The organism is Flavobacterium sp. NRK F10 (assembly GCF_024054235.1).
Taxonomy (GTDB): domain Bacteria; phylum Bacteroidota; class Bacteroidia; order Flavobacteriales; family Flavobacteriaceae; genus Flavobacterium; species Flavobacterium sediminis.
Genome location: NZ_JAMXLC010000001.1, coordinates 24,989 through 47,230 on the forward strand (window position 1 = coordinate 24,989; position 22,242 = coordinate 47,230).

At 32.4% G+C, this 22,242-nt stretch carries 13 protein-coding genes; 8 read left to right on the plus strand and 5 right to left on the minus strand.

What is annotated here, in order from left to right; all coding sequences use genetic code 11:
- The first annotated feature begins 270 nt into the window (after positions 1–270).
- The 8 genes from NHF50_RS00110 to NHF50_RS00145 are packed head-to-tail and all read left to right on the plus strand — an operon-like array spanning position 271 to position 7,688.
- Positions 271–708, plus strand: coding sequence for a type IV pilin protein (locus NHF50_RS00110; protein WP_109570525.1), 438 nt, complete (start codon positions 271–273; stop codon positions 706–708).
- Positions 705–1,193: a hypothetical protein gene (locus NHF50_RS00115; RefSeq protein WP_252774611.1), complete on the plus strand. Its 489-nt coding sequence runs from the start codon at positions 705–707 to the stop codon at positions 1,191–1,193. The genes NHF50_RS00110 and NHF50_RS00115 overlap by 4 nt, the downstream gene beginning before the upstream one ends.
- A gap of 2 nt (positions 1,194–1,195) precedes the next feature.
- Positions 1,196–2,599, plus strand: a complete 1,404-nt coding sequence (locus NHF50_RS00120) for a GspE/PulE family protein (RefSeq protein ID WP_252774612.1) — start codon at positions 1,196–1,198, stop codon at positions 2,597–2,599.
- Positions 2,600–2,602: 3 nt separating this feature from the next.
- The gene (locus NHF50_RS00125; protein ID WP_109570528.1) at positions 2,603–4,528 is read left to right on the plus strand and encodes a type II secretion system protein GspD; all 1,926 of its coding nucleotides are present in this window, start codon (positions 2,603–2,605) and stop codon (positions 4,526–4,528) included.
- Between the two features lie 11 nt (positions 4,529–4,539).
- The gene (locus NHF50_RS00130) at positions 4,540–5,706 is read left to right on the plus strand and encodes a PilN domain-containing protein (RefSeq protein ID WP_252774613.1); all 1,167 of its coding nucleotides are present in this window, start codon (positions 4,540–4,542) and stop codon (positions 5,704–5,706) included.
- A complete protein-coding gene (locus NHF50_RS00135; protein WP_109570530.1) occupies positions 5,706–6,227 on the plus strand; it encodes a hypothetical protein in 522 nt (173 codons plus the stop codon). Before NHF50_RS00130 ends, NHF50_RS00135 begins: the two co-directional genes overlap by 1 nt.
- 11 nt (positions 6,228–6,238) lie before the next feature.
- Positions 6,239–7,195: a hypothetical protein gene (locus NHF50_RS00140; RefSeq protein ID WP_252774614.1), complete on the plus strand. Its 957-nt coding sequence runs from the start codon at positions 6,239–6,241 to the stop codon at positions 7,193–7,195.
- 1 nt (position 7,196) lies between these two features.
- Entirely contained in the window at positions 7,197–7,688 is a 492-nt protein-coding gene (locus tag NHF50_RS00145; protein ID WP_252774615.1) for a hypothetical protein, read from the plus strand.
- A 368-nt stretch (positions 7,689–8,056) separates the two neighbouring features.
- Here NHF50_RS00145 and NHF50_RS00150 read toward each other — a convergent pair whose 3' ends face one another.
- The 5 genes from NHF50_RS00150 to NHF50_RS00165 form a co-directional block, all read right to left on the minus strand.
- Positions 8,057–8,839, minus strand: a complete 783-nt coding sequence (locus tag NHF50_RS00150) for a toxin-antitoxin system YwqK family antitoxin (RefSeq protein WP_252774616.1) — start codon at positions 8,837–8,839, stop codon at positions 8,057–8,059.
- Complete coding sequence (locus NHF50_RS00155; protein WP_252774617.1) at positions 8,823–9,350, minus strand: hypothetical protein; 528 nt, start codon at positions 9,348–9,350, stop codon at positions 8,823–8,825. The genes NHF50_RS00150 and NHF50_RS00155 overlap by 17 nt, the downstream gene beginning before the upstream one ends.
- A gap of 95 nt (positions 9,351–9,445) precedes the next feature.
- Positions 9,446–9,898, minus strand: coding sequence for an RHS repeat domain-containing protein (locus tag NHF50_RS15830; RefSeq protein WP_374672840.1), 453 nt, complete (start codon positions 9,896–9,898; stop codon positions 9,446–9,448).
- Positions 9,899–10,159: 261 nt separating this feature from the next.
- Complete coding sequence (locus tag NHF50_RS00160; protein WP_252774618.1) at positions 10,160–10,576, minus strand: hypothetical protein; 417 nt, start codon at positions 10,574–10,576, stop codon at positions 10,160–10,162.
- 3 nt (positions 10,577–10,579) lie between these two features.
- Positions 10,580–22,231: a thrombospondin type 3 repeat-containing protein gene (locus tag NHF50_RS00165; protein ID WP_252774619.1), complete on the minus strand. Its 11,652-nt coding sequence runs from the start codon at positions 22,229–22,231 to the stop codon at positions 10,580–10,582.
- Positions 22,232–22,242 lie beyond the last annotated feature (11 nt).

A 22,242-nucleotide genomic window follows, 5' to 3' on the forward strand; every position in this document is an offset into this window, starting at 1 on the left:
TAAATTACAATAATAAAATAATGTAGTATAAACCAAGACATAAAACAAATTTTGAAATTTAAGCATTTCAAAAACAGCATTTAATATAAAAACTAAATGCTTTAAATTAATAATTTATTATATTGATAATTTGCAGGAATAAGTTTAGTAATTAAGTATAAAAAATATAGAAAAATCAATAAAAATACATTTGTTAAAAATCTGTATTATTTTTTATATGTATTTCCTTAAAGTTTGTATTTTTGTTGCGGTACCAAAACAAAATTACTTATGAAGTTTAAATATTTACGCACTTTATATAAGCGATCCAAAAAAGCTTATGTAAAAGCTTACTCTTTGACAGAGATCTTAATTGTGTTATGTATTATCGGAATACTATTATTAATGGTATTGCCTAACCAAACTTCAGTAATCAGTCAGGCTAAAGCAATTGAAGCCCAAGCCATGTTAAATCAGGTATATGGTTTAGAGAAAAGTTATTTTTATCGTTTTTCAAAATATTCTAACAACTTAGAAGAAATAGGTTTTGAACAAGAACTTACCGTTGAAGACGGTGGTCAGGCAGTATACCGCATTGAGATCGTTGAAGCGACTAACAACTCCTTTTTAGCTCGTGCAACTTCTGTTTCAGACCTAGACGGAGACGGTGCCTATAATACTTGGGAAATAAACGATAAAAAAGCATTAAAAGAAGTCGTAAAAGAATGATGCCTTTTCTTTTTATCGCTTTTGTGATCAGTCTTTTATTTATTTTCTGGCAAGATGTAAAGTTTCGTCATATTCATATCGTATTGCCCGTTATTACTTTTATCAGTGCTTATTTTTTATCAGGTTGGCATTTCAAAATTTTAAAAATAACAGCTCTTAATTTATTGTTTTTGATAGTAACTCTTAGTGTTTTAGTACTGTATATGAGTGGTAAAAAAAAGCAATTACTTAACCCGTTTACTAATTATTTCGGATTGGGTGATTTATTATTCTACATAGCCATTACACCGTTGTTTCTATTACATCAATACATTCTTTTTTTTGTGTTATCAATGATTTTTGCTATCGTAGCACAAAAAATTTTTCGAAAATATATTCAACATAATTCAGTGCCGTTAGCCGGACTTTCAGCATTGTTACTTCTTATCTTTGTGATCAAAGATATAATGATCCCTTATCAGAAAATCACTTTAATTCGTTGGTAAAAATGGAAGAGATCATTGTTCATAGCGAAAATTTACACATCATTTCAGCGGATTTGGCTAACTATTACAAAATAGTTCCTCAAACTGTGACAGATAGTGAAGTGTCATTCTTTTGTTGGGAACAAAACGCAACTCATGAAATTCAGGAAGAATTAGAGTTATTAGTCGGTAAAAATATTCGGTTAGTGCCAACTACTGAAGAGCAGGTCAATAAAGCGTTATCGATCTATTACCGAAAAGAACGAATCGAAAATTCCAATAAGACACTATCAGTTACCACCGGAGATTTCTTGGAAAATTTATTATCAGAGGCTAAGAGTCTAAAAAGTAGTGATATTCATTGCGAAGTATATGAAAGTTCTGCCCGAATTCGTTTTAGGATCGATGGTCAATTAATTGAACGTTACAAAATAGAACAAGATAATTATCTGGAATTGGTCAATAAGATCAAAATACGCTCAAAGTTGAATATTACCGAAAAGCGCTTGCCGCAAGACGGAAGGATCACAACAGGCAGTTTTGATGTCCGCGTTTCTATTTTACCGACATTATACGGTGAAAAGATTGTAATGCGTTTGTTAGGTCAGGACGCATCCAATATTGATCTTACCTCCTTAGGTTTTCAAAAAGAGGAATTAGAAAAATATCTGGAAGCTGTTAAAAAACCTAATGGTATTATTTTGATTAGCGGACCAACCGGTTCCGGTAAGACCACAACTTTATATGCTACTTTACGTTTGTTGAATAATAGCAAAAGTAATATTGTAACTGTTGAAGATCCCATTGAATATACTTTAAAAGGAATTAATCAGGTTCAGCTAAAAGAAGATATCGGATTGACCTTTGCCGCTGCGTTACGATCATTTTTACGTCAGGATCCGGATGTTATCATGCTGGGAGAAATTCGGGATTCAGAAACCGCATTAATGGCTATCAGAGCTTCCTTGACCGGGCATTTAGTATTGTCTACGATACATACGAATTCAGCGGTAGGAACAGTATCCCGTTTGATTGATATGGGGGTACCTCCTTATCTGATTGCCGAAACTCTAAATTTGTCTGTTGCACAACGACTGGTTCGTAAACTTTGTCAGCATTGTAAGGAAGAAACTCATTTTGATTGTAAAGATTTTCCGGAAAGTTTTAAAATCCCGTATGAAGTTGACAGCTTATATAAGTCAAAAGGATGTAATGAATGCTATCATACCGGATATAAAGGCCGTACAGCTATTTATGATGTAATTCCTATAAATTTGCCGATTGCTAATGCTATAAAAAATAATACGATTACCTCTTATTTCGAAAAAGATGAAAATTATAAATCGCTTCCGGATAAAGCTTTTGATGTACTAACTAAGGGGGAAACATCGTTAGATGAAATATACTCAATACTGCTAAACGTATAAGAAATGTTAAAAAAACTTACAACTATCATTGCCCTTTGTTTATTCTCCAATGCCATTTTTGCGCAGGAAGATATTACTTTATTAGGACAGAAGTTTGATGAATTTGCGAAGATCAAGCCTAGTATAAACGAAGTGGTAAAAATTGATGTATCCGGGTTGTCACTTTACGATTTAATCATGGCTATTGCCGAAGAACATCAATTGAATGTAAGTGTCGATAGTGATCTGAACATCCCTGTAGTCAATACTTTTCATGATGTAACGGTTAAAGATGCCTTTTTGTTCTTAACTCAAAAATACGACCTTGAAGTCGGATTTATGAGTAATATTTTGACCTTCAAAAAGCGAAAAGAAGTAAAAGTCATTGTTAAAAAAGAGCCAAAACCGATTGATGTCAGCTATAATCCTCAAAATGATTTTTTATCGGTTAAACTTCAAAACGATTCATTACCTTCTGTTGCGCAAGCAATTATTGATCGTTCCGGAAAAAATATTGTTCTGGCACCGGATATCAAAACACTGAAAGTATCTTCCTATATTTTAAATCGTCCGTTCGATCAGGTTATAGAAATGATGGCAAAATCAAATGATTTAATTGCAACTAAAGACGATAACGGATTTTATTATTTAGAAAAAAATACCGAACCGAAAGAAAGCAATCCGACTGTTTCAGGCGGAAGAAATAACTCCAGATCAAGACAAAGATCAGAGTCTCCCGATGGAGAAGGCTTTTATGACATAACAGTTGATGACAAAGGCTTTTTAGATGTTAAAGCAAATCAGGCCGATGCAACGGGCTTATTAATTGAAGCTGCTGAAAAACTGAACATCAATTACTTTATCTATGATATGCCTAAAGACGAAAAAACGTCTTTAATGGTTTCAAAAATAACATTTGATGAATTATTAGAACACGTTTTTAAAGGAAAGAAATTTACCTTTAGAAAGCAAGATGATTTTTATTTGATTGGAGAACAATCCACACAAGGATTGCGTTCAACAGAAATGATCCAATTAGAGAATCGTTCCATTGAATCTGTATTGCAATCGCTTCCGAAAGTGTTTTCTGAAAAAGTTGAAATTAAAGAATTTGTGGAATTGAATGCTTTGATCGTATCCGGTTCAAGAACTGCAATTGAGGAAATGAAATTATACCTTAAACAAATTGATAAAGTAGTTCCCTTAGTTCAGATTGAAGTGATTATTGTTCAGTATAACAAATCATACGAAATACAGACCGGTTTAAAGGCCGGCTTGGATAAGATCAATCAAACTACAACAAGTGGGGTCCTATTTCCTTCAACAGATATGACATTAAACAGCTCATCTGTTAATAATCTGATAGATGCCTTTAACGGAATAGGTTTTATCAAATTAGGAAAAGTAACCGATGCGTTCTATCTTAACCTTCAGTTGTTAGAAAATAATTCCATTATTAAGATAGAATCTACTCCCAAAATAGCAACTTTAAGTGGACATGAAGCGAATTTGTCTATCGGTGAAACCAGCTATTATTTTGAGCAAACGAACCGACTATTGACCAGTAATGTAGGAACAGGTGGTGATGTACTACAATCGGGTACATGGAAATCTACCGATGCTAATTTAAGTGTTAAAATAAAACCGTTTGTTTCTACTGACGAAAATGTCACACTAAATATTAATGTGGAAAAGAGCTCCTTCCTAGCAAGAGCCGGAGAAAATGCACCGCCGGGGAAAACATCTCAAAAATTTGAATCCTTAGTCAGAGTAAAGAATAATGAGATGGTATTGTTAGGAGGTTTAGATGAATTAAAAAAAGAAGATACCGGTACCGGAGTACCGCTTATTTCAAGAATTCCTGTTTTGAAATGGTTCTTTAGCAGTAAAGTGAAATCAAAAGGAAAATCGAAATTACACATCTTCATAAAACCTACTATCGTATACTAATGTTGTCTTTTTTGTCTAAAATAATAACGATCGATCGTATTCAAATTGTGGGAATCTGTCAGGATACCGACAAGGAGAAGTATACCGTTTTATCATTAAAAAAAGACAAAAACGAATTAAAAATAGTCAATTCGGCAACAACGGAAACAAAAAACGAATTGCTATCGATCGTAGATACTAAGCTCCCTGTGATCCTTGTTGTTGACGGAAAAGGGGTTCTGAATAAAAAGATCGATTTTTCGAATGAAACAGATTTGGCCTGGCAGAAAAATATTGATTATAATTCTATTTATCATACCAGTTATAAAACAGATCAGGCACTATTCATATCTTTTTGCAGAAAAAATATTGTTGAAGAATGGATTTCCTATTTACAAACGGCTAAGATTGCCTTGATCGATTTTTATATCGGGAATTTCCCAACGGTTTTACTTGCTGAACAGATCAATCAGACTGTAATATTAGCTAATGAAACTGAACTGGAATTTGAGAATAATCTATTGATCGGTTTTAAAAAGCAATTGGAATCCCAAAACAAGAATTATCATTTAGGAGATAACACGTTAAGCAATTACCTTTTGCCTTTATATGCAGTCGGAATTCAATTTTTTATCAATACTGAAAGTATTTCAAAATCGGAATTTGAAACCAATGCCGGAGAAGAGCAGATCTATAAAAAAATATTTTCAGCTATAGGAATAACCATGTTGGTTGGTTTTCTGGTTGCTTTGACAGCAAGTTATTTCGGGATCCAATATTATTCTTCAAAAAATGCCGAATTGAATATACAGAATGTTTATTCTAACAAAGTTTATCAACAGATTCTGGAGCTCGAAAAACAAAAAAAGGATAAAGAAGGAATCATACGAGATGTAGGATTGTTATCGGATAAATTTTTAAGCTTTTATTCTTATGAATTAGCAGCCTCAGTCCCTTCATCAATAGCGTTAAACGATATTAATGTGTATCCGGTTGTAAAAGAAGTAAAAAATAAAGAAAAGGTTGAAATCGAGGCAAAAACGATAATAGTCAAAGGAGTAACAGTTGATGAAGACGATTTTAATGATTGGTTGAGAACCATTAAAAAATTAGAATGGTTACAAAAATTTGAGATTGAAGCTTTAAAAAAAGACAAAAGAAATAATACACAATTTACAATTGCTATTTGGGTTAAATAATGTTTGAACAGTATACTTATAAACAGAAAACACTAGCTTTACTTATCATTTTTATAATGTTAGGAGTAACTGCTTATAAGCGTTCTTTCAAGAATTTAATAACAACGTATAAAGAGAATAAAGAATTGACAACACTTTCGGAAGAAATCAAGAAAAAATCCGTTAGTTTAGAAAAGCTATCAAAAGAAATTGCCCAATATGATAATTATTTGGGAACTCAAAATATTGCCAGTGATGTAGTACAGCAAGAGATCGTTAATTTTGCCACCCATCACGACGGAATTTCAATCAATAGTATGCAAAGTATCCATACCTTTGAAGGAGATGATTACAGAGCGTATACCCATCAGTTAGACGTAACTGGCGATCTTAATAAATTATTGCAATTAGTATATGATTTTGAAACGAAATTTAACTTATCAAGAGTAGTCAGTACTCATTTTTACAAAGTAAAAAAGAGTAACACTACAGAACAGTTGCATGTTAGAGTTTTGTTTCAGAATTATGAAATGAAAAAATAAAAAAATAAAATATGAAGACTTCTTACTTGTTTTTAATGTTAGGCCTATTATCATTCATATCATGTGATGATATATTAGAGGAAGATATCTCAAATGATATAGTGCAAACGACTTACCCGTCAGAAGGAGATGTTATTGAGAGTAACGTGGTGACTTTTCAATGGAATGAATTAGACGGAGCCGATGATTACAGAGTACAGATCTACGATCTGTATCAAATAAAAATATATGATACACTTGTAAGTGCTGTTAATGTTTCTTTACCAATGGCTGAAGGCGGATACCAATGGCGTGTAAGAGGTGAAAATTCAGCGTATGAGTCTACCTATTCTTTTCCTGTATATTTTGAAGTAAATGAATCTTTTGACTTAACTGACCAACAAGTGATCTTATCAAGTCCGGTTACTAATTTTGTAACCAATTCCACTACGTTTACATTGGCTTGGGATGAGTTACCCGTTGCTGATTATTACAAATTAGAGATTGTAAATAATTCAACAGGAGGCACAATTGTATACCAACAGGATAATATAACGACAACCAGTGTAACCCTTAATAATACGATTATTTCTCAAGACGGGAGCTATACTTGGAAAGTAAAAGCAATCAATAGCATTTCCGAAACGTCGACCTATACTTCACGAACTTTCTCAATTGATACGGTGAACCCGAATCAACCACAAAATAGTTTACCGGCCAACAGTTCAACACAGACAGTTAATCAGACCATAAGTTTTAGTTGGACCATACCTGCTGATTCCGGAACAATCCAGTCAGCCATATCATACGTTATTGAAATTGCTTCAGACAGTGCCTTTACCAATATTTTGCAATCATCTAATGTAAGCGGTACAACTTTTTCACAAAGTTTTACATCAACAGGGGATTATTATTGGAGAGTTACAGCAAAAGACGCAGCCGGAAATACAGGAACACCAAGTAGTTATTTCACATTTACAGTAAACTAAAATGACGAAGAAACATATTAATATAGTACTGATAGCAGTTGTTGTAGCATTATGGGGCACCGTACTGTATAAATATGTCAATCGTTTTTTTGCAAATAATGATATAGCTTATACTCCTGAGGAGTTTTCTGCTCCGGTAATCACTCAAATTAAAAAAGATACGTTCAATTTACAACCACTTATCAGAGACCCTTTTTTAGGTAAGATACTAACCAAAAAAGAAGATCATCCCAGTCCAAGAAACATTGTGCAATCTTCCATTCCTAAAAGAAGTGTGGAGCCTAAAGTTACAAAACCCTTCCCAATCGTTAAATATTTTGGCTATATTAAATCACAAGATAAAAGTGAGGAATTGATATTACTAAAAATAAATAATCGCTTAGAACGCGTTAGATTGAATAGTGATATTGAAGGCTTATTAGTTAAAGAGATTTATAAAGACTCCGTTATTGTTTCTTATGGTAAAGAAATCAGAAGTTTTAAAAGGGGATAAAATCTAAAATCACAAAAAAATCCTGATGTATTAATTTGCATCAGGATTTCTATTTCATAAATCATTTGCCGATACACTCAATTTGATTATAATTTCTTCCTTTCATAGGAACAATAGAACAAGTATATTTTGGATCATTGTACAGTTTATTTATTTTTAAATTTATCTAAATAAAAAAAGAATATTGCAAGTAAAAAGGGCACTGTAACTATAATGATCCTAATAACAACTAATTTTCTATCTATTTCTTCCCTAAAATCTCTTATTCTGAAAGAATCATTAGATATAAAGCGTAATAGGGACCATAGAAAAAAAGATAAGCAAAGTAATATTAATATTTTAAATATATAGCGTTTCATTTTAACGAATTATTTAATGTCAAAAGTAAATTCATAATTTTCAGTAACTTTTGTTTTTTGTTTAACATCAAAAATTTCTAATCTTTCTTTAAAAAGATATTTACCTTTTTTAGGAATTGACATTTCAATATTTAATATAGAATTTTTTAATTCTATAGATTTCCATTTTTCTTGAGATTTAATATTATTTAATGAATAATTGTAATTTAATTTTATACCTATCGGAGTTGCAAAATACACTTTATATTTGATTTTTTCTTTTGAAGAAAAATTTAAATTATCAAATACTCCCATTATTTTATATCTCCCTTCTTTGACAATTTTACCACTTTTAGAATATAGTAATCTGAATGCAACATCACCATTATTAAGTAAACCTAAATGATATTCAGGATTTCCGTTTGGATAATATTTTATTTGATTGCCAATTATTTTACCTTTTTCATAATAATAAATACCTTCAATAGAGTTTTTTTTATTATTGTAGTAAAATTTCGACTCACCATTCAAAGTATCATCGATGAAATTTACTTCATATTTTTTATTTCCGTTTTTATAGTATGAAATCTCTTTTCCATTCTTAAGACCATTTATGGTTTTAAATTTTTTTTCAAGAATATAATTTTTATCATAAACTAAAACATGATTGATATTTAATGAATCCTTATGTGTCTTACTTAAAACTTTTAATTCATTGAAAGTATCTTCTTTTATAATATAATACTCATCTTTACTGCAACTAAGTATCAATAAAAACAAAGTAAATAATATGTAATTATTCATGGAATTCATTTATCGAAATTTTTTCAGCATCTCTTCTTTGTTCAGGAGTAATATCCTTTTCATCTATTGGCTGTTTTGTAAGTTTGGTTCGCCATGCACCACAACTTTCACACACAACGGGAACATCTAATTTTTTAAAAACTGGTTGAATCACTTGTTCTAAATGTTTTTTATATTTGTTAAATTTGCTAAGCCCTTTATTTGCTTTATCTAAGTATTTAGCTAATTTAGATTTTTCTACAGGTAATATATCAGGATGAGGAGTTTCTTTTAATCCTTTCAGCCCCTTAGAAAAGGAATTCCCTAATTTGAGAAAAGCCATCATGTCATCACCATTAACATAGTCTAATCTGCTTCTATCTTTAGCCTTTACTCCTGAACCTTCACCGTTTTTACTATAAAAGTCTATCCCTCCTCCACTCCATGTTTCTCCTTTTCCAGGACTATCAATATAGTCGAATGCTTCAGCAATATCAACTTTAGTTCTTGCCCAAGACTCAGAATTACCATTTGAAAACATTGTCCTTTCTGTAGTTGTTTTTACAGGGTCTAATAAAATTTCTGATGTTTTACCATAAGTGTAAAAGCCATCTTCATTAATTGTTATCTCTTGAATTAAATTAATATCATGCCAAGTATATTCCGTAGGGGTAAAATATTCATTACGCTTACTAACTTTAGAGGCAATCTCATCTTCATCAATAACAACTGAATATGAGAACTTTTCACCTGTTTTGCATTTGTATAAATTAATGTAAGTATTTTGGCTTCACCAGTAGGGTCTTTATAAATTAAAGGATTGTTTGAAACATAAACATAATTAGATTCAAAAGGAAAGTTTATAGATTGAGGGTCTCTTGCAAACCATCTTCCCACTCTTGGGTCTAACATCCTCGCTCCAAAGTCATAAGAGTTTCCTTCCCCTTTAATCTCATCATCTTTTTCTTGTCCTTGGAATCCGTAACGATAGGCAGCGCTTGATGCGTTTCTATCCGGTATAAGGCTTCCGAAGACAAGAAAACCATTCTTGCCTTGATGGATGCTTTTATTGCTAAAACTAAAATACAGTCTATTTTAAAATAATTTTACTGTCTCGTTTTTGCCTTTTTTAAAACACTTTTATACTAAAAAAAACAGCATTTAGGTTTTACACTAAACACTGTTTTTTAATAACTTATTTTTAAAATTTGTTTTATGAATTAGGTTGCTATGTTACCCAATTAACCTATTTTACAAAGCCCATCATTTTTACAACTTATTGATAATCAAATACAAAAATATCTCGTTTAACAAAAGTGCCAATTTACCATACTACCAGCGGGGGGGATTTCATGGAAGGGAGCCCGCCTCCCTTATTGTTCTATTTAAATCTATAAAGGCAGCTTCTAAAACTGATTCTTTTCTTTTTTTTTCTAACTCAATTAATAAATTACTTCCTAACTCTAAAACCTCTTCGTATAAACTTTTAAAACTCTTAATAATTTCTTTTTCTTTATATTTAATAACTACTTCGTTGTTCTTTTTTTCTAAAAGAAGAACTTCTCCACTATCACAAGGACACCATCTAAAAAAATTATTTTTCTTGTCATTTAAAGAAACTAATCCGTTTATTAAATCACTTAAAGAAATGGTTAAAATACAGTATGTGTTTTCTACTATTTCTACTTTATTAATTTTAAACCAACCTAGTGATAACGAAGAATCTTCTGCTACTAATTCCTCTTTATTTACAAAATAATATTCCATTACTTATTCTGTTATTTTAAAAAAAGATACAACTTCTTTATTAACATCATCAACAATTAATCTATATTGTGATGACTCTCCATTTATTTTTATTCTTTTCTCAAAAGTTTGAATAGCACTTCCTTCTTTACTAACTCTTTTTCCTTTACTATAAACCTCTTCTATTCCTTTCATTATCTGACTATCTGTAGTTCCTTTAGGAAATAAACCTCCTTTACCTCCAGGATTATTTAAATACTCATCTGCAGAGTGCCTTCTTAAAATATGTTCCATACCCTTTTTAGCATTACCCCATTTTAAACTGACCTCTTTACCGAAACGTTTAAATATTTTTATCAAAGTAGTTTGACCTAAGCCTGAACGTTCAGCTAAAATCATAGGGCCAGACATTCCGCCTACTCTAAAAGATGTTGCTGCCAATCCTACGGTAGCGACATCACTTAAGAATGTTAAAAGCTCTTCTTTAGTAGAACCTTTTGGCATTATATATGCCCTTGAGTTTTTTAAATCATAGTATCCAGTTTTTGGATCAATTTCGTAACTCCACTGAACGTAAGGAGAAGGATTAGACGGAGCATAACCATAATCACGTAATTGTTCAGCATATATTTTCCAATAAGCTTGACTAGCAAATGCAGGTTGATAACCAATTGGACTGACACGCAAAAGTCCATTTGTAACTAAATTATTAAAGCTATGCTTAACATCCATAAATGTAGTTACGACCAATTCCCCTAAATCTATATCAAAATAACCTGGACTCCCTTCTTCAGCTCCTTCAAGCTCAACAAACTGAATAGGTTTATTTCCGCTAAACTGATAAGGCGTGTACCAAGGGTACTTCTTCTCAAGCGGATCAGTAGCAAAAAACCTCCCTATTCTCGGGTCATGCATTCTAAAAGTATAATTCAATGAATTCCCTTCCCCTTTAATCTCATCGTCTTTTTCTTGTCCTTGGAATCCGTAACGATAGGCAGCGCTTGATGCGTGTCTATCCGGTATAAGGCTTCCGAAAGGATAGTAGTCATTATAACTAAGAACGTCTGGGTAAACTGTTGCTGATAATGGGTCTCCATTGCCATCAACTTTTATCAGTTTTCTATCCGTAACTACCGATAATACATTTCCTAAATGATTCGATAATTCATAACGCTTATCTCCAACATAACGGTAATAATTCTCTAATGTTGTTCCAACCAGACCAATTTCTCCAACACCTTGATCGAATCCTTCACAGATATCTCCTACTCCGTTTTGGTTGACATCGGTTTGGTTTTCATTTGCCATTGTTGGGCAATTATCACAAACATCTCCTACTCCATCATCATCATTATCCGTTTGGTCGTAGTTTGGAGTGGTAATACAGTTGTCACAAGCATCTCCTACTCCATCACCATCGGTATCTAATTGATGATTGTCTGTATAAATTGTCACACCTTCAACTACATAGAAGTCTTTGTCTGGACCATTAGGAATATGTATACAGTTATCACAAACATTTCCTACCCCATCAAAATCATCATCTTCTTGCCCCGGATTAAATGTATATGGACAATTATCATCTACATCTACCACACCATCACCATCGCTATCAAGTGCTTCCGGACCACAATAGGATTGGATAAAACCTTCTGTCGAATTATTCAACCCAACATAATTCATTGTTATTAAATTATTCTGAGAAGTATACGTTTCGTCAAATGTAAATACATTCTCAGCTGCAGGATCATCAATATCTTTTAAATGTTCATCAATTGAATATGTGAAATCACATATTTGAGCCGGTAAAAAGCTATAGAATGCATTACTTGTGTTAGGATCTCTATAAACTACATTTACATCTCCAAGGGTAGAATACTTAGTATTAGGTAGTATTCTAGAACTCATACCCTTATCTTCGTCACCATTAATTATTGTATTATTAGTATTTCCTACAAAATCGTCTACATTAAAAACATTACCATTTAATGTCAGCTTAGGCACATATTTATTTCCATTCAACACTAACTCTAAATCAAAATCCCATTCAGTTTCAGGAAGAGCATTCTCACTTCTTAACACATACGAATCTGTCTTTAAATAAGTTCTATATGACCATCTTGTATACTTTTTACATCTCCAACGTCTACATTTAAAAATCTTATATTTATTGTAATTTCTACTATGCTTTTCAATTGAAATGACCGGAACATATTCTGTTCCCATTTGGTGTACCAGAATTTTTACAATACTATTGTAATACCTTCCGTCATTAACATCTTTGAATTTTTCTCCATGTAGCGTCACAAGATTTCTATATCCTCCTGAAAAATTAATTCCATCATTTATTTTAAAATGAGAAGAAACATGGATACTTTCGGTTTTTGATCCTGCTTCATCAAAAAAGTTAATTTTTGAATTCTGATCCAACCATTTTAAAGATTCAAAATTCGGATATACACTTGAATAAAATTCTATTCCTGCAAGATTAGGTATGGTAACCGGATTAATGGTCAATACAGATACTTGTTTTTGAACAGATAAGTTAGTTACTTGTACTTGTTGATTAACTTTACCCGTCTGATTTGTTAAAGCAACCTCATTTTGTTCAATACCTAAACGGTTACTACCATATATATGGTGTTCTTCTAAGAATAAACTATTATCATTTTCTAAACGATAAACAGCTAAAACATTTCCCTGTGCATCTCTTTCGTAATAAGTAGTCGTTGTATTTCCATTATCTATAACTCGCTTAGCCAAACGATTTCCTAATCCATCGTATTCAAATTCTATTACTTCTCCGGTATCTTTTCTAATTCGATCTACCTTACCGTCTACTCTCCATTCTATAGTTAATCCTTCAGCATTATCCCTTACTAATTGTCCTATTTCATCATAAGTGTAGTTTCCGTAATCCTGATCATCAATATCAGTAGTATTAACAGTATCAGAAACACTATCATCAACATTACCCAATTGGTTATTACCATTAGGATTAGGATAATTATAGGATAAATCATCCATCACTGTTCCATTCTGTAGAGTTCTTCTCAGATTTGTCAGATTTCCATTTTTATCATAAGAATAAGAACTAGAGTAAGAATTAGTACTTGATGAGCCATTGGCTGCTAAAGAATTCATATTCTTTATTCTATTCAATTGGTCGTACGTATAATAATTATACTGAGACGTTAATAAATTTTGGTTTTCATCGATTAATGATGTAACCATTTCTTTTATATTTCCATTGAACAAATCTCCGTTTCCTTCCAGACCATTACCTTTAGAATGTACAAAAGGAGTATCATTTGAAGTTCTTGAAGTATAATCGCCACTATAATAATTCAAAGCAAAACCAAAGGCATCTTGTGCAACGTTCAATCCATCTTGTCCGATATCTGTAGTTTGTCCTACTTCCTCAGAGTTAACACCTTTTAACCAGCCTTGAAGTGTGTATACATAATCTACTCCTTGCACTTCTTTATCCCCGATAACTGTTCTGGCTAAAGGTCCGTGATCATAATACAAATAATTAGCTTCTTTCTCCCAAACAACATTATCCTTACTTGTTAAAACCTGTGTAATTCTGTTGTCTGCATCATATTCATATTTATGAATAAATTGTTCATTAATAGTATTAGGTTGATAGGTTACCTGATTTACATTTCCGCTTATCAAATCATAATCATATAGTACCCGTTTTATTTTTTGATTATCTGTTAATTGTGCATTATTTATACGATTTACTAATTCTCTAACATTACCATGTACATCATAATCATAAAAGATTGCATTATCATAATCTTCTTCAGCTGTTGTACCGGTCATATTATCGTAATACAATACACCTGTTACCCTTTTATGTGAATTACCGCTATAATTGGTAAAATAAGCTGCACTTGTTCCCTCAATTGCTTCATCATCATATTTTGTTGAAGTAACTTGTCTGAAAGCATCTGAAATATTACGAGGATAATCATCAGCAACAGCATCCACAGGAACCCAATTGCTATTACTATTATAAACTAATTTTCCGTTATCATCAATAGAAACATCTTGATCTGTTGAGAACTCTCCTGCTTCAAAAATTCTGCCTAAACCATCGTAACGGGTATAACTATAATTCTGAATATCATTATATGGTACAATTTTGATATTATAAAAAGCCTCTCCCGAAAGTAGTGCAGCACAATTTACTATTGCTGTTTCGGCTGGGAAATAATCTGTTTTATATTCTTCTATTCCGTTTATCAATATCTGAGTATCATTTACAAAATAGTAATACTTTCCATCTTTACGCTCTACTCTTAACTTATCTTCCAACTGAGCAGTATACGGAGATTGCCAAAATACAGTTGATCCATTACTATTATTATAATAAGAAACATAAATTCTGTAAGATCCTCCTACAACATAAAGACCGTATCTGACATTATTTCCTGCACTAGTTCCTCCTATTATTGGTAAAGAATTATAGCTAAAACCTAAAGCTGTATATTGATTTGAACTTAAATCACCAGAAATAGTACGCTCTACGTATCCTCCGTTTGAATCTACCACTTCCCCTGTATAAGCATATTTATCTGTGGTCCAAGAGGTTCCTGCATTACTTTTTACAACAATATTATTACCTTTCTGTTCTAATTTTTCACCTAAAGTAAATTGAGTAGAATAATTAACTTGTTCAGACTGCTTATCGTTTTGAGAAGCAACAATTCTTCCTAAAGCATCATACGCAAAACGTGTTTCACCTCCATCCGGAGTGGATTGCCATACTAACTGATTTAAGGAATTGTATTTGTATTTCGTTTCCATTGTATGACTAGGCACAGTCGTTCCGTCACTTGCACTATCTGCTAATGGCTGATCGTCTCTTATGTCATTAATTCCCGTATCAATAGTCGACGGATAAGTCGTTGTACTATTATCAATTCTGTTAACTCCTTTAGGAGGTACTGTTTGAATTAAATTTCCTGCCTGATCGTAATAATATAACGTATACTGATATTCCCCGTCAAAACCACTCTTAGTAAAGGTTTCATGGATATTATCCATAGCAGCATTGATATAATCCGTTCTGAATTGTTGGCGAGCTTCTTCGAAATAATCCTCTAACAATTGTGAGTTATAAGTTCCTTGTATATTTTGATTAAAAACTTCACAAGGCGTCAGAACATCAAAAGCTATCGGACTAAAATCAGGCACTATTGGCGCCGGCGGACATATTTGATTTTCTTTTGTGTAAATCTGATCTATAAACTGAACCCAAGTTAAGGTTGTTCCTGTAGGGTTAAGTATCTGTTGGTCTATATAATTCTTATATGCATCAATAGCATTAATTGTACCTGAATATCCATAATTCAACTTAGAAGCTCCGAATTCTCCCAATGTTAAGAATAAAGGATTATCTATATCTGTTAGAATCCCGTTTCCATACTGATTCGTTGCATTTATCTGTCCGTCATCCAATCCGAAAGTATGTAAATAATACAAATAATCTGATGATATATGACCGTATCTGGCTTCACAAAAGAACTTTGCAGCCAATAATTCTTCTGTAGTACTTATCTCAAAATCATCAAAGTTAATTTGTCCTGTAAAACTTTTTGCCACAACATCTTTCAATAACGAACCATTGTTTAACCCAAGCCCAACTAAGAACTCATTCCACTTTTCATAACATGCTACCGGTTCTATCTGATCTGGGATACATGTTTCACAAGGTACTAATATGTCCTGATAACATTCGTTAATTTCCATGCATGAAATCGTACCTGTACCAATATAGTCTTCTTTTCCATCTGTTACAGTGACTGTAAAAGTGTTTAGATATTCGTCAAATTCTAAACCTATCATATTAGCCACTTGGCTTAAACTTAAAGTAGGAATATTAAATATTACTTCACAAGAAGATTCATCACCGAATGTAAAACCTATTTGAGATCCGTTTTCATTTTCTACCTCATAATAATTATAAATTCCAGTCGGAGAATTTGTTAAAAATTGTGATAATGTATTAAAACTACCTGAAGTATAACCGTCATTTACATTTGAAAGATTGATCAATTCTTGCAACAATGCTGTTAGACTACTTTGCGCTTCATATAAGGATTTACACTCTGTTAATAAACATGAGCCACCGCCACATACTTTTAACTTATCTGCCGGATAATAATCTCCTTCACTAGGATATTTCTCACAGTCTCCTTTACAATCGATACACTCATTATATGCTTCGTGCTCAACCAACATACAAAATTCAAAAGTTCCGTCCTCATTGATACTTGTAATTTCTAAATGAGAAAAACGTGTTATACTTTCCGGAAAAGTACTGTAAACTTTACATCCTTTTATATATTCTTTTATCGGAATTTTAATTTGACAATTTTGCTCCTTGTCAAGGTAAAAAAGGATTCCTAAATCGTATGTAGGATCGTAAATATAATTTTGGAAATTGAAAATACCCTCATACGTATGGAACATTTCACTTAAAAAAGGATAATTATCTCCGAAATTTTGAGGAACCACTCCATTATTTACAATCTGATAATGCCATAAATCATTTAAGAAATTAGTAAACTCCGGTAAAAAATCATCAATATTTTTCTGATTAATATAAACTCTCTCTGTACATTGACAACCGAAATCTAAATTACTTAAAGTTCCTGAAATCGGAATAATTTCTCCACTGTCATTCAAATAATAAAGAGTTATTAGGAAATTATTTGAAACGTCTAAATCATTACTGATCTGTATACTTGTTATTTTATCAAGTGCTGTAAAAGACGAATTCAGACTTAAAACTGTTTGTATTCCATTTACATTTATAGTATAATTATTAGCACTTGAAGACCAAGTTGCTACAAAATCTTCATCTTCTAAAATTTGAGGTAAAATCCCTTGCTCATAACCGTAAGTAACTACGTTAGCCGGATCTGAATCATCAAGTAAACTTATAGCTGTTGCTGAACTAAGTAAACCAGCAGTATTTAACTCATTCATTAAACGTACTAAACCTCTTTCAAACCTTGTTTTATTAGCACACCCGCTTCCTGCATCAGTTTCTGAACTTGTTGTAAGGTCTCCTCCGTTTTCATCAAACTGACAATCACCGATAGGTGCAATCGTTGTTCCCTCAATAATAATCTCTTCTGTTGGACAATCTTCAGAAGGAGTCACATTATTTCGTTCTATTTCCGCTATTATTCTAAAAGTTGAATTCGTTCCGGAAACATAATAAATTTCTTTAAACTTAGTGATATAAAAATCTCCGTTTGCATAATCACTCCATGACGGAGACTGAGTTAATGAAGGATCACAAGGGTTGTAATAATTTTGCGGCTCTTTTATATCTAATACAATTGCCTGACCGGTTCCCACTGTTAAATTCCATAATTCAGGATCAACTGAATCTTGCTCACCGGTAATCACTTCATTACCTGTTAATATCGTAGTATTCCCTCCCAAGGCAACATACAAATCTGTTGCCAAATAAGGCATTTCATATAGATGTAAAGACTCAGGATCTGTTAATGAAGATGATAAATTTAATCCATAACTATTCCAATTCGTATCAATTAGTCCATTTAAAAGATTTTCTATATCAAATAATAACGGACATTTTCCGGTTTCTAAAAAATAAGATGAATCTGCATCCAATTCTGAATTAGCTGCTGCAACATCATCCGGCACACCTGAATCGTATCCATAATCAGCAGGTATAAAACGCTTCTCTTTCTCTAAATAATATTGTAATGTACTATTTTGACATACATCACTTTCAAACGGATTATTCAATGTTATCGTAGTAGCCCCTGATTTAACACTCTGAATCAAATTCAATAATCTATCATAATTATTATCATATAAATTATTTACTGTGTCAACAAAATCAGGAGAAAGAACAGAATTATATTTTCTGAATAAAGTCTCAAAAGTATCTGTATTCTCTGTATTTCCAATACAATCATTATATCCATTATGCTGAATAGCATAAATATGTGAAAAAACTGTTTTTGTCTTTTCTTTCAGAGAAATATAGTTATCTCTGAAAGTTTGCCAAATTCTATTCTTCTGATAATCGGTTATCGTTGAAGAACTATTAATATCATTTAATAAAGTAACCGGATCTTTTGTTTCTCCTGTTGCTGTAAACAAAATGCTGTATACACTAGCTGTATTAGGTGCCAAACCATTACTCAACATAATTGTATAATAAGCGGTGCCAAGCATGTGCATATTTTTTGAAATACCACTTGGATTGTCGAGCATAAAACCATCATAATTATATAGTAATGCTTCTTTCATTAAATTTCTACGGATAGTCTTTTCTTCTAACGCTTCTGTAGAATATTGAATATTATAGAAAGGATCTTGAGTGGAATAAGCTCCTTCAAAAGAAACTAGATTATGAAACTCATTACTTGCATAAGCATCAGCAAAAGTTGTATAATTTCTAAGTATCTCATCATAAGTATCAGAGTTAACTCCTGTACTAAAAGGATATATTTGATCGCAAATCGCCAGGAAATATTTATAATAATGGTATTCCGGATGATATGGTACTAATGAATTAGCCCATGAAGGTTGCCAATAATTGTTTAAAAAATCGTCAATATAAGCTAACTCTTCTGGCTTTACTTTACCATCCACAACAACTACCCCCGGAAGAATAGGCGGCTCATATCCTCCATCATCTGTTTCTTCGACTTCAATATAAGCCTCTACTCCATATTCGTCAGCATAAGGAGTTAAAGGAAATCTCCAACTTGCCGTTGTATAGCCTGAAGTTCCATCAATTCCTTCATAAATTAATCCATTATATTCATCAAAAACACTTAAACTATTATAATCTGTTTGAGTAGCTGTTCCTTCTTCACCAGTTGTATCATCATCTGCTTCTTCTCCTCCGTCAGAAAATTTATCCAATCCTCCATATTGTCCGGTCGGGCTTACATCTGCTAATAGCAATTGGTAATTTACACTACACGCATCTAAAGGTTGGTCACATAAATCTCTACATGTTTTTAACAAGGCTAAAAACTCATTTTGTAATTGTGATTCTGCAACAATTATTTCCGCTTGTGTAGTAGAGGATGCAGAAGGAGTGACTACTAAATTTGTTCCGCTATATGAAAAATCATAATCCGAAAATAAAATTTCCAAATTCTCAAGAACATACTGCTGCATCATTAAGTTCACATAAGCTTCTCTACCTGAAACATTTCCTAAAACAAACTGCTCAGCATAATCAGTAGAATTTAAATAGGCATAATATGCCGTTAAATACTCCTCGTACGTTGCAAAGTCTTCCGGTGTTTGGTTAAATTCGGTAATATTGATAAGAGTTTCAAATTCAGCATAGTCCTCACTACTCAAATACCTTTCACCTAAAGAAAGCTCACACCCCAAACAAGACACATTACAATCGACAATACCTGCTCCGGTATCAAAATTAAGGTTAGGGTAACATACGCCGTTTTCTTCACTTAATCTTGCAATGTAATCATCTGCATAAGTATCCAAGGCATCTTGGTTGATCTTTAAATTTTTATTTAAAGTATAAGAACCAACTGTTAAACCATTTGCTTCTAAATCTGTCGGATGAAAAGTTGGTGTTCCTGAACTTGTACCGCTTATATCTTCGGTTCCAATCTGAGCACTTAACGTTCCTTCCATTCTTTCATTCCCACAATCATCCATCAAACTAACACTCCAATCATAAACAAACGGATAGGTCTTACTTTCACAATCAGAAGTAAACAAACCATTATTTTGATTTGTAAAAATATAGTCAAAAACAGTATTACCATCTTTAGCAATTCCTATTTGAGAATTTAGTCTAATTCCGTCGTATAGAACGCCATTAAGTCCGGATGCGTAAACTGCATTATTTCCTAATAAATTAGTGGCTAAAGTTCCGTCTAAAACTCCGTCTAATTGCAATAAGCTTCCAGCGGTCTCTCCTGCTAGTGCAGTAGCAATAGTTCTCCCCTGAGGATCTAAATAACTGATACTAACTTGTCCGTTAGGATCGATCACCATATTTTTCTTATAGTGTTTAAAATCTCCTACTTTATACCCGAATAATCTATTTAACTCTTCTTGAGCCGGAGTCAAATAAAAATATTTCATATCATGACCGTTACCAATCTGATGTGTCAATCCTACTCCTCCCTTTCTTCTGATTCTACCGGTATTATCCGGCGTGTATTCTATCTGTGAAAAAGGATAATTTTGAGCATCCGGTACAAAATCCTGGTGATTATTCTCTAAATCATTATTACCTGAATAATATTTACTAGCTCCTGAATCAGTTCCCATCCCTTCTACCAATTGAGGATCACATGATAGGACTAATTCATTCGGATCTTCCCAATCGAAATCATTATGGGTATAAATTGTTGTATTATCTTGCTTTTTATTCAACAAATCAAAATGTTGAATTCCGGTAACGCCAACCGGTGTCGGTAAAACTTCTATAGCAGGTCTTCCTTGATTATCATAAATCACTTCGCCAACTATAGTTTGGTTATTAGTATTCGTTTTAGTAACCGTTTGCCTGTTTCTTAAACTACCGTCAAAATAACTTACTACATCTTTTTTCTTGCCGTCTTCAGCATAAGAAGCCTGATATTGCCAATTCAATTCTCCGTTCTCATGCTCTTGATCTATTTCTAAGTAATTTCCCCAATCTTGTACAGTTTGGTACGTTTCCGGCTGAAAAGTAGTCCAACTACCATAATAATTTTTAGAAAGATCGTCCAGAAATCTTCCAATTGGTCTTACTCTGTAAACCAAAAATCCTTTATTATAAATCAGCGGAATTCTAAAACTTGTTTCTTTTGTTTGAATTCTAGTACTATTTCTAAGAAAATCTGTTTCAGTTAAGAATACTGCATTGGCACCGTTATTAAAATAGTATGGCTCATCATAATTGTCTATCCAAGTCCATTCTAACTCGTATTCTACAGGAGGATTTCCAGCACCATCAATATTCCAAACAATCTCCACTTCATCTGCATTTCCGGAAACTGTATTAAATCCTAAATTGTTTTCACCTGTTGGTCCGTATTCAATTAAATTATGTGTAACATTTAATACTGTTGATCCAATATTGTAATATCTATCGGCTTCAAACGTTAATTTGAGATATGTTGAGTTTAAAGTATTACTAAAACTACTGATAACATTTCCATTAACATCTTTATAAATTATACTCTCAATATAAATTTCTGCTTTATGGGTATTGGGCAGTTTAACTTTTGCATAATCGTTGTACTTAATATCATCTGATACATTATTATGAACGATCGTTAACTCTTGATTGTCCTCAACAAAAGAAGTTCCATCTAAATTATATCGGGTTATATCTAATGTAAGTTCACAAGAATAAACAGAAGCAAATTTCACTGAATTTGCCGCATCATCCTGAAAACCAAAATGAACATAAGTTGCAGGATCCTTGTAAGCATATCCCAAATCTGCCGGCGAGGTAGAAGTGTAATTTTGCTCAAGATCATTGAATTTATCATCCTCAACTGACAAAGTTGCCGCTTGCTGCAAGGAACTTTCTGTCAAAATAGTCGATTCAATATAGACTTTCTCTTGACCGAAAGAGAAAAAACCAGTTAGTAAAAAAAGTACCGTTAAAACTGAAAATATTTTTTTCATCCTATTGAAAG

Coding starts and splice junctions, on each gene's coding strand:
- NHF50_RS00110 (WP_109570525.1), top strand. CDS start 271: ATGAAGTTTAAATATTTACGCACTTTATATAAGCGATCCAAAAAAGCT.
- NHF50_RS00115 (WP_252774611.1), top strand. CDS start 705: ATGATGCCTTTTCTTTTTATCGCTTTTGTGATCAGTCTTTTATTTATT.
- NHF50_RS00120 (WP_252774612.1), top strand. CDS start 1,196: ATGGAAGAGATCATTGTTCATAGCGAAAATTTACACATCATTTCAGCG.
- NHF50_RS00125 (WP_109570528.1), top strand. CDS start 2,603: ATGTTAAAAAAACTTACAACTATCATTGCCCTTTGTTTATTCTCCAAT.
- NHF50_RS00135 (WP_109570530.1), top strand. CDS start 5,706: ATGTTTGAACAGTATACTTATAAACAGAAAACACTAGCTTTACTTATC.
- NHF50_RS00140 (WP_252774614.1), top strand. CDS start 6,239: ATGAAGACTTCTTACTTGTTTTTAATGTTAGGCCTATTATCATTCATA.
- NHF50_RS00145 (WP_252774615.1), top strand. CDS start 7,197: ATGACGAAGAAACATATTAATATAGTACTGATAGCAGTTGTTGTAGCA.
- NHF50_RS00150 (WP_252774616.1), bottom strand. CDS start 8,839: ATGAATTCCATGAATAATTACATATTATTTACTTTGTTTTTATTGATA.
- NHF50_RS00155 (WP_252774617.1), bottom strand. CDS start 9,350: ATGTTTTCAAATGGTAATTCTGAGTCTTGGGCAAGAACTAAAGTTGAT.
- NHF50_RS00160 (WP_252774618.1), bottom strand. CDS start 10,576: ATGGAATATTATTTTGTAAATAAAGAGGAATTAGTAGCAGAAGATTCT.
- NHF50_RS00165 (WP_252774619.1), bottom strand. CDS start 22,231: ATGAAAAAAATATTTTCAGTTTTAACGGTACTTTTTTTACTAACTGGT.